Consider the following 15,495-nt stretch of genomic DNA (forward strand, 5'->3'; position numbering starts at 1 on the left):
CGCCGCGTCCGGCACCTCACCCCCCGACCCCGGCGCACCCTCCACCGCGTCACCAGCGCCGCCGAGCCAGCAGGGAGCGACACCGACCGTGGACACATCCGTCGAGCAGATCGTCGAGGCGCTGCGCGAGTCATTGCTCGAGAACGAGCGGCTGCGCCGGCAACACGCCGAGGTCACCGAGGCGGCGCAGGAGCCCGTCGCGATCGTCGCCATGAGCTGCCGCTACCCCGGTGGCGTCAGCACGCCCGAGCAGCTGTGGCAGCTGGTCGACGGCGGCACGGACGCCGTGGGCGACTTCCCCGCGGACCGCGGCTGGGACGTCGAGGGCATCTACGACCCCGACCCCGACGCCCCCGGCAGGACCCACGTCCGCGAGGGCGGATTCCTGTACGACGCGGCGCGGTTCGACCCCGGCTTCTTCGGCATCAGCCCGCGCGAGGCCGTCGCGATGGACCCGCAGCAGCGGCTGCTGCTGGAGACCGCCTGGGAGGCGTTCGAACGCGCCGGCATCGACCCGCACACCCTCAAGGGCAGCCGCACCGGCATCTACGCGGGCGTCATGTACCACGACTACGGCAGCTGGCTCACCGAGGTGCCGGAAGGTGTGGAGGGCTACCTCGGCAACGGCAACCTGGGCAGCGTCGCCTCCGGACGCGTGTCGTACATCCTCGGCCTGGAAGGGCCCGCCGTCACCGTCGACACCGCCTGCTCCTCCTCGCTCGTCGCCCTCCACCTCGCGGTGCAGGCGCTGCGCACCGGCGAGTGCGGCCTGGCCCTCGCCGGTGGCGTGACGGTGATGTCCACCCCCGACACCTTCATCGACTTCTCCCGCCAGCGGGGCCTCGCCGAGGACGGCCGCTGCAAGTCCTTCGCGGAGGGTGCCGACGGCACGGGCTGGGGTGAGGGGGCCGGCCTCCTCCTGCTGGAACGGCTCAGCGACGCCCGGCGCAACGGTCACCGCGTGCTGGCCGTGGTGCGCGGCACCGCCGTCAACCAGGACGGCGCCTCCAACGGCCTCACCGCCCCCAACGGCCCCTCCCAGCAGCGGGTGATCCGCGCGGCCCTCGCCAACGCCCGGCTGCAACCCCGCCAGGTGCACGCCGTCGAGGCCCACGGCACCGGTACCCCGCTGGGCGACCCGATCGAGGCGCAGGCCCTGCTGGCCACCTACGGTCAGGACCGCGACGAACCGCTGTGGCTCGGCTCGGTCAAGTCCAACATCGGGCACACCCAGGCCGCCGCCGGTGTCGCCGGCGTCATCAAGATGGTGATGGCCATGCGGCACGGCCGGCTGCCCAAGACCCTGCACGCCGAACGACCCACGTCCCAGGTCGACTGGGAGGCGGGCGCCGTGGAACTGCTGGGCGAGGCCCGTGACTGGCCCGCCGACGGCGAGCCCCGCCGCGCCGCCGTGTCCTCCTTCGGTATCAGCGGCACCAACGCCCACGTCATCGTCGAGGCCGCCCCCGAGCCCGAGGCCCGGCCCGAGGAGCCGTCGTGGACCGGGCCGCTCCCGCTGGTGCTGTCCGGCCACGGCGAACAGGGTCTCGCCGCCCAGGCCCGCACCCTCCTCGACCACCTCACCACCGGCACCGATCCCGTCCCCGACATCGCCCACACGCTCGCCACCGGGCGCGCCGCACTGGCCGAGCGGGCGGTCGTCACCGGCGCCGACCTGCCCGCGCTCACCGCGGGCCTGACCGCGCTCGCCGAGGGCCGGCCCGCGCCGAACGTGGTGCGCGGCAGGCCGGCGGCGGAGTCCCGCATCGCCTTCGTCTTCCCCGGCCAGGGCTCCCAGTGGACCGGCATGGCCGCCGATCTCCTCGACACCTCACCCGTGTTCGCCGCGCGCATGGCGGACTGCGCCGCGGCCCTGGCGCCGGTCACCGACTGGGAGCTCATCGAGACCGTGCGGGCGCGGCAGCCGCTGGAGCGGGTGGACGTCGTCCAGCCGGTGCTGTGGGCGATCATGGTGTCGCTCGCCGAGGTGTGGCGCGCGCACGGGGTCCGGCCCGCGGCGGTCATCGGCCACTCCCAGGGCGAGATCGCCGCCGCCTGCGTGGCCGGCGCGCTCACCCTCGCCGACGGCGCCCGCATCGTGGCTCTGCGCAGCCAGGCCATCGCCCACGAACTCTCCGGCCGCGGCGGCATGATGTCGGTGGCCCTGCCCGAGGCCCGGGTGCGCGACCTCGTCGCCCGCCACGAGGGCCGGGTCGCGGTGGCCGCCGTCAACGGCGCCTCTTCCGTGGTGCTGTCCGGCGACGCCGACGCCCTCGACGAGCTCCGCGAGACCATCGTGGCCGGCGGTGGCCGCGCCAAGCGGCTCCCGGTGGACTACGCCTCGCACAGCGCCCACGTGGAGTCGATCCGGGAACGGCTGCTCGCCGACCTGGCCGGCGTCCGGGCCCGGCCCGCCGAGGTGCCGTTCTACTCCACCGTCACCGGCGCCCGGCTCGACACCACCGGCCTGGACGCCGGCTACTGGTACACCAACCTGCGGCAGAGCGTGCTGTTCGAGCCGACCACGCGCACCCTGCTGGAAGCCGGGTACGGGGTGTTCGTCGAGTGCAGCCCGCACCCCGTGCTCCTGCACAGCATCGAGGAGACCGCCGACACCACGGGCGCCGACATCACCGGCCTCGGCTCCCTTCAGCGCGACGACGGCGGACCCGGGCGCGTCCTGGCCGCCCTGGGCGAAGCCTTCGTGGCCGGCGTACCGGTCGACTGGTCGGCCGTGTTCAGCGGCATGCCGGTACGCTCCGCCGACCTGCCCACCTACGCCTTCCAGCGCGAACGGTACTGGCTCGGCCGGTCCGCCTCCACCGGCGATGTCACCGCCGCCGGGCTCCTGGCCACCGGCCACCCGCTGCTGGGCGCCGCCGTCCCGGTCGCCGCGGGCGGCACCCTGTTCACCGGCCGCCTCTCCACCGCCACCACGCCCTGGCTCGCCGACCACGCCGTGTCCGGCACCACCCTGTTGCCCGGCACCGCCCTGGTCGAGCTGGTGCTCGGCGCCGGTCACGACCTCGGCTGCGGGCACCTCGCCGAACTCACCCTCCAGGCCCCGCTGGTGCTGCCCGACCGGGCCGCGGTCCAGCTGCAACTGCACGTGGCCGCGGCCGACGACTCCGGGCACCGCGCGCTGACCGTCCACTCCCGCCCCGAGGGCACCGCCGACACCGCCTGGACCCTGCACGCCACCGGCCTGCTCGCCCCGCAGACCACGCCCCCCGCCTTCGACCTCACGGTCTGGCCGCCCCGCGGTGCGGAGCCCGTACCGGTCGAGGACGCCTACGCCCGCCTGGCCGGCCTCGGCTACGGCTACGGGCCCGCGTTCCAGGGGCTGCGCGCGGTCTGGCGGCGCGGCGACGAGACCTTCGCCGAGGTCGAACTGCCCGTCGACGCCGACACCTTCGCCCTGCACCCGGCCCTGTTCGACGCCGCCCTGCACGCCGACGGCCTCGGCACCGACGCCCGGCACACCGCCCGGCTGCCCTTCTCCTGGACCGGGGTCTCGCTCCACGCGGCCGGCGCCACCGCACTGCGGGTCCGGCTGCACGGCGGCGAGGCCCTCTCACTCCAACTGGCGGACCCCACGGGCGCCCCGGTCGCCGAGGTCGGGGCCCTGGTCTCCCGGCCGGTCGACCCGGCCGCACTCGACGCCGGTACCCGCGTCGACGACCTGTACCGCCTCGACTGGCCGGCGCTGCCCGTGCCCGAGGCGCCCGCCCCCGAGTTCGCCGTCCTGGACGAGCGCGGTCCGGCCGCCCTGGACAGCGTGCCCGCCTGGGTGGTGCTGCCGGTCGGTGGCGAAGCCGATCCGCTCAGTGGCTCGCGCCGGGCGGCCGAGCGGGTCCTGGCCGCGATACGGGACTGGCTGGCCGACGAACGTGCCGCGTCCGCACGGCTGCTGGTGCTCACCCGGGGCGCCGTGGCGGTGGGGGAGGAGGACGTCACCGATCTGGCCGGCGCCGCCGTGTGGGGCCTGGTCCGGGCCGCACAGGGCGAGCATCCCGGGCGGTTCGTGCTCGTGGACCGCGCCGGCGAGGACGCCGCTGCCGCGGTGGCCGCCGCCGCGGCCGGCGCGGAGCCGCAACTCGCGCTGCGCGACGGGACGGTGCACGTGCCCCGGCTGGCCCCCGTCACCGCACGGGGCCAGGCGCCGTCCCTCGACCCGGACGGCACCGTGCTCGTCACCGGCGGCACCGGTGTGCTGGGCGCCCTCGTCGCCCGGCACCTGGTCGCCGAGCACGGGGTGCGCCGACTGGTGCTGGCCGGCCGCAGTGGCACCGCCGGCGACGACTTCGCCGACCTGGACGCGGAGATCGTCGTGGCCCGCTGCGACGCCGCCGACCGCGAGCAACTGGCCCGCCTCCTCGGCGAGCTGCCCCCCGGCCACCCGCTGACCGCGGTCGTCCATCTGGCCGGCGTCCTCGACGACGGGCTGGTGACCGACCAGACGCCCGAGCGCCTGGACGCCGTACTGCGCCCCAAGGCCGACGCCGCCTGGCATCTGCACGAGCTGACACGCGACCTCGGCCTCGCCGCGTTCGTGCTGTTCTCCTCCGCCGCCGGTACGGTCGACGGCGCCGGACAGTCCGGCTACGCCGCCGCCAACGCCTTCCTCGACGCGCTGGCCGCCCACCGCAGGCATCACGGCCTGCCCGCCCACTCCCTGGCCTGGGGTTTCTGGGAACAGCGCACCGGTCTGACCGCCCACCTCACCGACGCCGACCTGGCACGCATGGCGCGCGCCGGTGTCCGCCCCCTCCCCACCGAGCAGGGCCTGCGACTGCTCGACGCCGCCCTGGCCGCCGACGAGCCGCTGCTGCTCCCGGTCGGCCTGGACCTCGCCGTCCTGCACCGCGCCGACGACGTCCCGGCCGTACTGCGCGCTCTGGTGCCCGCCCGCGCCCGCCGCACCGCGGCCTTGCGCGCGGACTCCTCGTCACTCGCCGACCGGCTGGCCGCCCTCGGCCCCGCCGAGCGCGACGCGGCCCTGCTGGAACTGGTCCGCACCCACGTCGCCGCCGTGCTCGGGCACGGCAGCGACATGACGCTCGATCCGCGCCGCTCGTTCCGCGAGTCGGGCTTCGACTCGCTCACGGCGGTGGAACTGCGCAACCGCCTCGGCAACGCGGTCGGCCTGCGCCTGCCCGCCACCCTCGTCTTCGACTATCCCGACGCGGGCGCCCTCGTCGGGTACCTGAGGGCGGAACTCCTCGGCACCCGGGCCGAGGTCACCGCCGAGGCGGTCGTGCGGGGAGCGGACGAGCCGGTCGCCGTCGTCGCCATGGCCTGCCGCTACCCCGGCGATGTCAGCACGCCCGAGGAACTGTGGCGGCTGCTGGCCGAGGGCGGTGACGGCATCGGCGCCTTCCCCGCCGACCGCGGCTGGGACCTGGACGGCCTGTACGGCCCGGAGCCGGGCAAGGCGGGCCGTTCCACCACCCGGGCGGGTGGATTCCTGTACGACGCAGCCGACTTCGACCCGGACTTCTTCGGTATCGGTCCCCGCGAGGCCCTGGCCATGGACCCGCAGCAGCGGCTGCTGCTGGAGACCTCCTGGGAGGCGCTGGAGCGGGCCGGTATCGACCCGCACGCCGTGCGCGGCAGCCGCACCGGCGTCTTCGCCGGCGTCATGTACCACGACTACGGCAGCCGGCTGAACCGCGTGCCCGAGTCCGTGCGCGACTACCTCGGCAACGGCAGCCTCGGCAGTGTGGCCTCCGGCCGGGTCGCCTACGCCCTCGGCCTGGAGGGCCCGACGCTCACCGTCGACACGGCCTGCTCCTCGTCCCTGGTGGCGCTGCACCTGGCCGCGCAGGCGCTGCGGCAGGGCGAGTGCACGCTGGCGCTGGCCGGCGGTGTGTCGGTGATGTCGACCGTCGACACCTTCGTGGACTTCAGCAGGCAGCGCAATCTCGCCGCCGACGGCCACGCCAAGTCCTTCGCCGACGCGGCGGACGGCACGGCCCTGTCCGAGGGCGCCGGCATGCTCGTCCTGGAGCGGCTGTCGGACGCGCGCGCCAACGGGCATCCGGTGCTGGCCGTGGTCCGTGGTTCCGCCGTCAACCAGGATGGTGCGTCCAACGGGCTGACGGCGCCGAACGGTCCCTCCCAGCAGCGGGTGATCCGGCAGGCGCTGGCCGCGGCGCGGTTGTCGGCCGCCGATGTGGACGTGGTGGAGGCGCACGGGACGGGTACGACGCTGGGTGACCCGATCGAGGCGCAGGCGCTGCTGGCCACCTACGGGCAAGGCCGGCCGGCCGGCGAGCCGCTGTGGCTGGGCTCGGTCAAGTCCAACATCGGGCACACCCAGGCAGCCGCGGGTGTGGCGGGTGTCATCAAGATGGTGATGGCGATGCGCAACGGCGTCCTGCCCAGGACCCTGCACGTGGACGCGCCGTCCACGAAGGTCGACTGGGACGCCGGGAACGTGCGCCTGCTGACCGAGGACCGGGCCTGGCCGGCGACGGACCGTCCGCGCCGGGCCGGTGTGTCGTCCTTCGGCATCAGCGGCACCAACGTGCACGCGATCATCGAGGAGGCACCGGCCGAGGAGCCGGCGACCGGCTCCGGTCAGGCACCGGGCCCGCTGCTGCCGCTCGTGCTCTCCGGCGCCACCCCCGAGGCGCTGGCCGCCCAGGCCGCACGACTGCGTGAGGTCGCCGACCGGCCCCTGCCGGACCTGGCCCGCTCGCTGGCCACGGGCCGCGCCGCCCTCACCCACCGGGGCGCGCTCGTCGCCCGCGACCGGGAGGAGCTGCTGGCCGGCCTGGCCGCGCTGGCCGACGGCTCCGCCGCCGACACCGTCGTCCGGGGCCGGCCCGCCGAGGGCAGGACCGCCTTCCTCTTCACCGGACAAGGCGCCCAGCGCCCGGGCATGGGACGTGGTCTCTACGCCGCCCACCCCGCCTTCCGGCGGGCGCTGGACGAGGTCCTCCAGGCGGTCGACGCCCACCTCGACCGCCCGCTGCGGGACGTGATGTGGGCCGCGCCCGGTACGGCCGAGGCCGCCCTGCTCGACCACACTCTCTACACGCAGACCTCCCTGTTCGCCGTGGAGAGCGCCCTGTACCGGCTCCTGGAGTCCTACGGCGTGCGCCCGGACTGGCTGGCCGGCCACTCCATCGGTGAACTGACGGCCGCGCACGTCGCCGGCGTCTTCGACCTGGCGGACGCCGCCCGGCTGGTCACCGCCCGCGGCCGGCTGATGCAGGCGCTGCCCGCCGGGGGCGCGATGCTCGCCCTCGACGCCACCGAGGCCGAGGTGCTGCCCCACCTCGGCCCCGAGGTGTCCGTCGCCGCCGTCAACGGGCCCCGAGCCGTCGTCGTCTCCGGCACCGAGGCCGCTGTGGACGCCGTGGCCGCGGCCTTCTCCGGCCGTCGCACCAAGCGGCTCAGGGTCAGCCACGCCTTCCACTCCCCGCTGCTGGACCCGATGCTGGCGGAGTTCGAGAAGACCGCCCGCGAGCTGCGCTACGCGCCGCCCACCGTTCCCGTCGTCTCCAACGTGACCGGAGCGCGCGCAGGCGAGGACGAGCTGTGCGACCCCGAGTACTGGGTCCGGCACGTCCGCGAGGCGGTCCGCTTCGGCGACGGCGTCCGCACGCTGGAGGCCGACGGAGTGCGGACCTTCCTCGAACTCGGCCCCGACGCCGTCCTGTCGGCCATGGGCGCGCACGCCCTCGCCGACGCCGAACGGTCGGCGTTCGTGCCCGCGCTGCGCCGCGACCGCGACGAGGAGCGGACCTTCGCGCTCCTGCTCGGCACCGCCCAGGTGCGCGGAGTGCCCGTCGACTGGCAGCGGGTGTTCGCCGGCACCGGCGCCCGCCGCACCGACCTGCCGACCTACGCCTTCCAGCGCCGACGGCTGTGGCTGGACGACGAGCCCGGCGCGGTCGCCGACGCGGGCGGTCTCGGCCAGACACCGGCCGGACACCCGATGCTCGGTGCGGCCCTGGCCCTGGCGGCCGACGACACGATGGCCCTGACCGGCCGCCTGTCGCCGGCCACCCACCCGTGGCTCGCCGACCACGCCGTGGCGGGCGTCGTCCTTGTCCCGGGCAGCGCCTTCGTCGAACTGGCCGTCCAGGCGGGCGATCGCACGCACTGCCCGCGGGTGGAGGAACTCACCCTGGAACGGCCTCTGGTCCTGCCCGAACAGGGTGCCGTCCACCTCCAGGTGGCCGCCACCGCCCCGGACACCGACGGGCGTCGGCGACTCACCGTGCACGCCCGCCCGGAGGGCGCGGACGGCGAGTGGACCCGGCACGCCACCGGCGTCCTCGCCCCGCCCACCGGACCCGAACCGGCAGCCGCGACCGACTGGCCGCCCGCCGGGGCCGTGCCGGTGGACGTCACCGGCACCTACGACCACCTGGCCGAACAGGGCTACGACTACGGCCCGTCGTTCCGCTGCCTGCGCGCCGCGTGGCGGCTCGGCGAGGAGGTCTGCGCCGAACTCGCCCTGCCGGACACCGACGCCGCCGACGGCTTCGCACTGCACCCGGCGCTGCTCGACTCCACGCTGCACGCCATCGACCTGCTCGACGGCCAGGACCCGACCGTGATGACCCTGCCCTTCTCCTGGGAGGGCGTCACCCTGTACGCGACCGGCGCCACGGCCGTGCGGCTGCGGCTGACCCCGCACGGCACCGACCACCTGACCCTGCGCCTGTACGACGGCACGGGCGCACCGGTGGCCGAGGTGACGTCGCTGCGTATCCGCCAGGTGACCGAAGAGCAGCTGAACGCGGCGCCCTCCGGGCCCGGCGACCTGTTCCGCGTGCGATGGACCGAGCTGACAGCCAGCGCCGCCGACGCCACGCCCACCCCCCACACCCCGACCGACACCTCGTCCGTGCCCCACACTCCGACGGACACTTCGTCCGTGCCCCACACCCTGACGGACACCTCGTCCGTGCCTCACACCCCGACGGGTGCTTCGTCCGTGCCCCACGCCCCGACGGGTGCCTCGTCCGCGCCGCACACGGTAACGGGTACTTCGTCCGTGCCCCACACCCTGACCGTGGCCGCGGAGCAAGGCCCCGGTGGCGAACCGCCCGCGCTGGCCCGGGAGACCGCCGTACAGGCCCTCACCGCGCTGCGGCGGCACCTCGCCGACGCGCCGGACGGGGCGCCGCTGGTGGTCCTGACCCGGTCCGCCGTCGCCGTCCACGCCGACGCGGTGGCGGACCCCGTGCAGGCCGTGGTCTGGGGCCTGGTCCGGGCGGCGGCGGTCGAGCACCCCGGCCGGTTCGTGCTCGTGGACACCGACGACGACCCGGCCTCGGCCACCGCCCTCCCGGCCGCCGTCGCCACCGGCGCGCCCGAACTCGCCCTGCGGGCGGGCACGGTGTACGTGCCCGAGCTGGCCAGGATCACCGACGACGAGCCGGGCCCGGCGCCCGTCCTCGACCCCGAGGGGACCGTCCTCGTCACCGGTGGCACCGGCAGCCTCGGCCGGCTGCTGGCCCGGCATCTGGTCACCCGCCACGGCGTACGCCATCTGCTGCTGGCCGGCCGCGGCGGGCGCATCCCCGAGCCCGGCGTCGTGGACGGCCTGGCCGCACTGGGCGCGACGGTGACCGTCGCCGCGTGCGATGTCACCGACCGCGCCCAACTGGTCTCCCTGCTGGCGTCCGTGCCGGCCGAGCGTCCGCTGACCGCCGTGGTGCACGCCGCCGGCGTCCTGGACGACGGGCTCGTCACCGACCTCACGCCCGAGCGGCTGGAGGCGGTGCTGCGTCCCAAGGCCGACGCCGCCTGGCATCTGCACGAGCTGACACGCGACCTCGGCCTCGCCGCGTTCGTCCTGTTCTCCTCCGCCGCCGGCACCCTGGGTGCGGCCGGCCAGGCCAACTACGCCGCGGGGAACGCCTTCCTGGACGCCCTGGCCGCACGGCGCCGCGCCGAGGGACTCCCGGCGCTCTCGCTCGGCTGGGGGCTGTGGGACACGGGGGAGGGCATGGCGGCGGGACTCGGCGAGACCGAGCTGCGGCGCCTGGCCCGGGACGGGATCCTGCCGCTGCCGGCCGACCGGGCGCTGGCCCTGTTCGACCGGGCGCTGACCACCGGCGCCGCCCTCGCCGCCGACCGGGCCCTGCTGCTGCCGGTCCGGGTCCAGGTCACCGCGGACGCGCCCGCCCTGGTGCGGGGTCTCGCTCCATCGGCCGTACGGCGTACCGCCCGCGTGGTCGCCGAGGTTCCGGTGTCCGTCGAGCCGCTGCCGCGGCGGCTGGCCCGGCTGGGCCCGGCCGACGGCCTGCGCCTGCTGGTGGACACGGTGTGCGGACATGTCGCCGACGTCCTCGGACACGGTTCCGGCAGCGCCGTCGACCCCCTGCGCTCCCTGGGCGACCTGGGTGTGGACTCGCTGGCCGCCCTGGAGCTGCGCAACCGGCTCAGCGCCGACACCGGCCTCAGGCTCTCCACCACGCTCACCTTCGACTACCCGACCTCCGACGCCCTCGCCCGGTACCTCTTCACGGAGCTGGGCGGCGACAGCCCCGGAGACCTCGTCGACATCGAGGCCGAGGTGGTGCGCCTGGAGGCGGTGCTGGGTGCCGCGTTCGACGAGGCCGCGCTGGACGAGGAGCAGCGGGCCCGGGTCGCTGCCCGGCTGCGCACCCTCAGCGCGCGGTGGGACGGCACCGCGAGGTCGCCGGAGACGGGGACCGGACACACCGGCGGGACGGGGCTGGAGACGGCCACGGCCGACGAGCTGTTCGGCATCCTGGACGACGAACTCGGCAGCTTCGGCTGAGGTCCACGCCCGTGGACCGGCGCGCGGCCCCGGGGCACCCACCAGGCGCCCCGGGCCCCGCCCTGTCGACGGCGGCCCCGATACCTCGTGGCGGCCCGGCCCTGCCCCGTCCATGGCCGCCCCGGTACCTTGCGGCGGGCGCGGCCCCGCCCTGTCGACGGCCGTCGCGGTGTCTCGTGGGCGGCCCGGCCCGGCCCTGCGTGTGGCCGCCCTGGTGTTCGCGACCGACGTGGCCTTGCCCTGTCGACGCCCGCCCCGGTGCCTCGCGGGCGGCACAGCCCTGCGCCCCGTCCATGGCCGCCCCGGGTGCCCGCGGCCGACACGCCGCGGCCCCGCCGGCGGTGTCCTCGGCGGGGCCGCGGTGGATGGCGTGGACGACGTGGGGCTCGGGCCGCTCAGCCGGCGGACGAGTGGGTGCTGGCCCAGCGGTCCGACAGCTTGGGGATGCGGTGCTCCAGCATCTTCGACGGCAGCTCCGAACGGCTGGCCACGTTCAGCTTGCGGTAGACCCGGGTGAGGTGCTGCTCCACCGTGCTGATCGTGACGTGCAGGCGGGAACTGATCTCACGGTTGGTGTACCCGAGCGCGGCGAGGCCGGCGACCCGGCACTCCGCGTCGCTCAGGAGGGCGGGGCCGTCCTCGGACTCGGCGGTCTCGGGGCGGGCCGGATCCTCCAGCAGGTGTGCGTCGACCGGCGATTCGATGTGGCAGGCTTCGGCCTCCCGCGCCGCCTGCCGCGCCACCAGCCGGGCGCGGTCGTACTCGCCGAGTTCGTAGTGCGCCGCCGACAGGTCGGCGTACGTCTGGGCCAGCGCGTACCGGTCCCCGCACGTCTTGAGCAGGTCGATCGACTCGCGCAGCAGCGAGGCGCGGCGGTGCGGCTTGCAGGTCGCGGCCAGCAGGCGCAGCGCCATGGCCCGGGCGCGGGAACTGTGGCCGCCGGGCAGCCGCAGCTGTTCCTCGGCCCACTCCCGGGCCGTGCGGGCCTTGCCGATCCGCAGGTTGACCAGGGCCAGGTCGGACCGCCAGGGGATGCCCTTCTGCAGGCTGGGGTTGCCTTCCCGGAGCAGCCGCCCGCAGGTCTCGAAGTCGCCCAGCGCGGCGAAGGGCCGGTCGGTGGCGAGATAGTGGTGACCGCGGGCCCGCAGGTACTGGATGCCGAAGACGGTACGGAACATCGGCTCGGGCACATCGTGTTTGAGCAGTTCCTCGGCCTCGGCGTAGGAGGCCATGGCGGTGAGCGCGGAGATCGCCGTCGACAGCGGGAGCCCGATGAGGATGCCCCAGCTCTGGGTGCGCAGGGTGCCGAGCGCGGCCAGGGCGCCCTGCGAGGCGGCGGTCACGTCGCCCTGGAGCAGGGCGATCTCCGCCCGGATGGCGCCGAGCAGCGCCTGCCAGGTCGTCGCCCGCCGTTCCACGGCGCACTCCAGCAGCGCGGCACAGGCGTCGGCGGCGACGGCGGGTCGGTCCGCGTGGGCGATCGCCAGCAGGGACATCGCGACCAACTCCAGGTTCAGGTGGTCCAGTTGGTGTCCCTGGAGGGCTTGCGCGACGGCCGCCGCGGAGTCGTCGGTGGCCTCACCGCCGATGAGCGCCGCGACCCGCGCGGCCAGTCCGCCGGCGTCGGCGCGCACCTGGCGGTGCCGGGGGTCCGGACCGGCGACCGGGGCACCCTTGCCGGGGAGCGCGACGCCGTAGAACCACTGCCGTACGAATTCCACCTCGGCGATGATCTGCGCGTCCCCGGGCGACTGCGCGTGGACGAGCGTGGCCACGCCCTGGGCGGCCAGCTCGGTGTCGCCCTGCCACAGCATGTACCGCAGGACGGTGGCGGTGTCGCGCATGCTCAGGCCGCCGTCCAGCGCTGCCTCGCGCAGGGGTTCCAGATGCGGCCCGGCCGCCGCCGGGTTGGTGCGCCACTGGGCGCGGGCCAGGGCCGCCGACAGGGCGTGGCGTTCGCGCTCGTCGGCGCAGTCGCGCAGGACCAGGCCGAGATAGTCGGCGCAGCGCTCCACCTCGTCCGCGGCCAGCGCCTGTTCCGCGGCGGCGCGCAGGATCCCCGCCCCCCATCGAGCCGGGACGAGATCCGCGGCGGCGAGATGGTGTGCCACCTCGTCGGCGGGCGCGCCGGAACGATACAGCATGTCGGCGATCCGGCCGTGCAGCCGGGTTCGCGCGGCGGCGTCCATGTCCTCCAGGACGGCCGCGGCGGCGGTCGGGTGCCGGAAGGCGTGACCGTCGAGCAGTCCGGCGGAGTTGAGGATGTCGATGGCTTCCTGGGTTCCGACGGGTGTGGTGCCGGCCAGCTCCCCGACGGGAACGGTCTCGGCCAGGCTGCCGAGCGCGGCCAGGGCCCGGGCCACCCGGGCATGGCCCGCCTCGTCACGGTGCAGCAACGACAGCACGGCCTGACGGTAGGCGGTGCCCGCGACGGGCCGGCCGATCTCGGGGCCGAAGCCCGTGCTGTCGTCCAGCAGGGCGTGCACGAGGAGGGGGCTGCCCGCGGTGGCCCGGTGGTAGGCGCTGCGGACGCTGTCCGGCAGGGCTCGTCCGGCCTGTGCGGCGAGCAGTTCGCCGACGCTCGCCTCCGACAGCGGAGCCAGGCGTACCCGGCGGTGCGGCTGGCGCAGGAGCTCGGTGTGCGCGGCCGAACGTATCTCGCCGAAATGCCCCGACGTCGCGCACACCACGAGTACCCGTCGGGAGCGGCTGCGGCGCATCAGGTGGACGATCGTCCGGAGGGAGGCCGGGTCCATGGCGTGGGCGTCGTCCACGGCGATGACCAGGGGACGCTGATCGTGGGCGAGGTGCAGGAGCGCCTCGGCCGCACCCTCGCCGGGAGAGTCGGACGGGGCATCGGGCGCGGGGTCCCGGGGGCGGCGTTTTTCCGCCGAGGAGTTCACTGCCGGAGGCGTGAGGTGTGATATCGCGCACTCCGTCTCGGCGTTGCCCAGTAATTGCCCCACCAGGCTCAGCGGCTGATCTCGTTCCGCCGCAGAGGCCGTACCGGTCAGTATGTGCGCGTCGGTGGTGTTCAGTGTGGCGAGGAATTCATGTACCAGCTGGGTCTTTCCGGATCCGGGTGCGCCCGTGATGATCACGAGCCGGCCGTTTCCCCGCGCGCTGTCGGCGAACGACTCAGCCAGTGCATGAAGTTCTCGTGAACGGCCGAAAAGGTGCATCGTAAGTCCCCCCTGGATTCTTTATCCGAGCCGGATCATGCCTGCTTTGCGTGTGCCGAGCCGGCCTCGCGCGACGGTGCGGGAAAAGTCTGTGAGAGTGACGGCATCCTCGCAAAGGCGGCGCGCCGAAACGGTCGGGGCGCTGGCGGACGGCTCCTGACCGGCGGCGCAGCGTGCGCGTGCCCGTCGGCGTGATCCCTCCCCGCAGCCCGCGAGAGGCGTCGCATCCTCTGGTCTCCCGTTTTTGCCACGTACCGCGGGCGCACCCCAATGCTGCGCCGCATTGACGTGCCGATACTTACCGCCGGTACGACCGCGAGCGGCCCGAAATCCTGGGACCGAACGGTTTCAGCCAATTACTGGCCGAGATTATTCGGGGCGTCCGCGGTTTTACTGATCGAGTGCCGGGTTTTCTGGTCGAGCCGCAAAAACAAAGTTTAGGTGCTCATAGCACTTGGAGACGCTATCTGTCCAGGCCAACGTTGTCAACTGCCGTTCTGGTGAGGTCTCTTGCCTACTGTCGGAGCCGTCCGTCAAGACGTTCTTTTACAGTCCGTTGATTTACCGGATGGTTAAAGAAAGAAACCGGGCGTGGCCGGTCGGGGCATCGGTCACGGGAAAGCGCTTCCGCTGCCCGTTCGGGCAAGGGCTATTGTCCGTGGCCCGTCAAGGAAGGATCGAATCGACGTATCCGCCGTCGACCCGCAGGGCCCCGCCGGTCGTGGCCGACGCCTGCGGGGAGCTGAGGTAGACCACCATGTGGGCGATCTCCTCCGGCTCGATCAGCCGCTGGAGCAGCGACTGCGGGCGGTGCTCGCGCATGAAGGCGCGCTGCGCCTCGTCCCAGGGCAGATCCCGGTCCACGAGGCCGTATACGAAGTCCTCGACGCCGCCGGTGTGCGTGGGGCCCGCGATGACCGAGTTCACCGTCACACCCGTGCCCGCCGCCTTTTTGGCGAAGCCGCGGCTCACCGCCAGCAGCGCGGTCTTCGACATCCCGTAATGGATCATCTCGGCGGGGATGGCCACCGCCGAGTCGCTGGCGATGTACTGGATCCGCCCCCAGCCGCGCTCGGTCATGCCCGGCAGATACAGCCGGGTGAGCCGAACCGCGGCGAGGACGTTCACCTCGAAGTAGCGCCGCCACTCCTCGTCGGTGATCTCCAGCGGGTCGCCCGCGCCGAACACTCCGAGATTGTTGACGAGGATGTCCACCTGCGGCAGCACCTCCGCCACCCGGGCCGCGCCCTCGTCACCGGACAGATCGGCCACCACCGGCACCAGCTCCGCGCCGGGCGCCTCCCTCGTCAGCGACTCGACGCTCGCGGCCACCCGCCGCTCGTCGCGGCCGTTGACGCCCACGCGGGCCCCGGCCCGGGCGAGGGCGACGGCGATGGCCGCGCCGATGCCCTGGGTCGAGCCGGTGACCAGAGCGGTGCGTCCTGTCAGATCGATCTGCATGGGCGGGCGGGTTCCCTTCGTGCGCGCCTGAAATGCCGGGTCGGCCAAGTGTGACGGCCTGGCCGGTGCCGAAGGCGAGCG

The 15,495-nt window shown here is 74.7% G+C and carries 2 protein-coding genes and 1 pseudogene; 1 reads left to right on the forward strand and 2 read right to left on the reverse strand.

From position 1 onward, the window contains the following. Window positions 1-88: 88 nt before the first annotated feature. A pseudogene (locus tag ACIGYR_RS15280) lies at window positions 89-10,771 on the forward strand (SDR family NAD(P)-dependent oxidoreductase); the annotation flags it as partial. Between the two features lie 395 nt (window positions 10,772-11,166). On the opposite strand, the gene ACIGYR_RS15285 reads toward ACIGYR_RS15280, so the two are convergent. Next, the gene (locus ACIGYR_RS15285) at window positions 11,167-13,953 is read right to left on the reverse strand and encodes an AAA family ATPase (protein WP_399599346.1); all 2,787 of its coding nucleotides are present in this window, start codon (window positions 13,951-13,953) and stop codon (window positions 11,167-11,169) included. Between the two features lie 666 nt (window positions 13,954-14,619). Further along, entirely contained in the window at window positions 14,620-15,414 is a 795-nt protein-coding gene (locus tag ACIGYR_RS15290; RefSeq protein WP_399599349.1) for an SDR family NAD(P)-dependent oxidoreductase, read from the reverse strand. Between the last annotated feature and the right edge of the window lie 81 nt (window positions 15,415-15,495).

This window comes from Streptomyces sp. NPDC053076 (assembly GCF_044546845.1).
Taxonomy (GTDB): Bacteria; Actinomycetota; Actinomycetes; order Streptomycetales; family Streptomycetaceae; genus Streptomyces.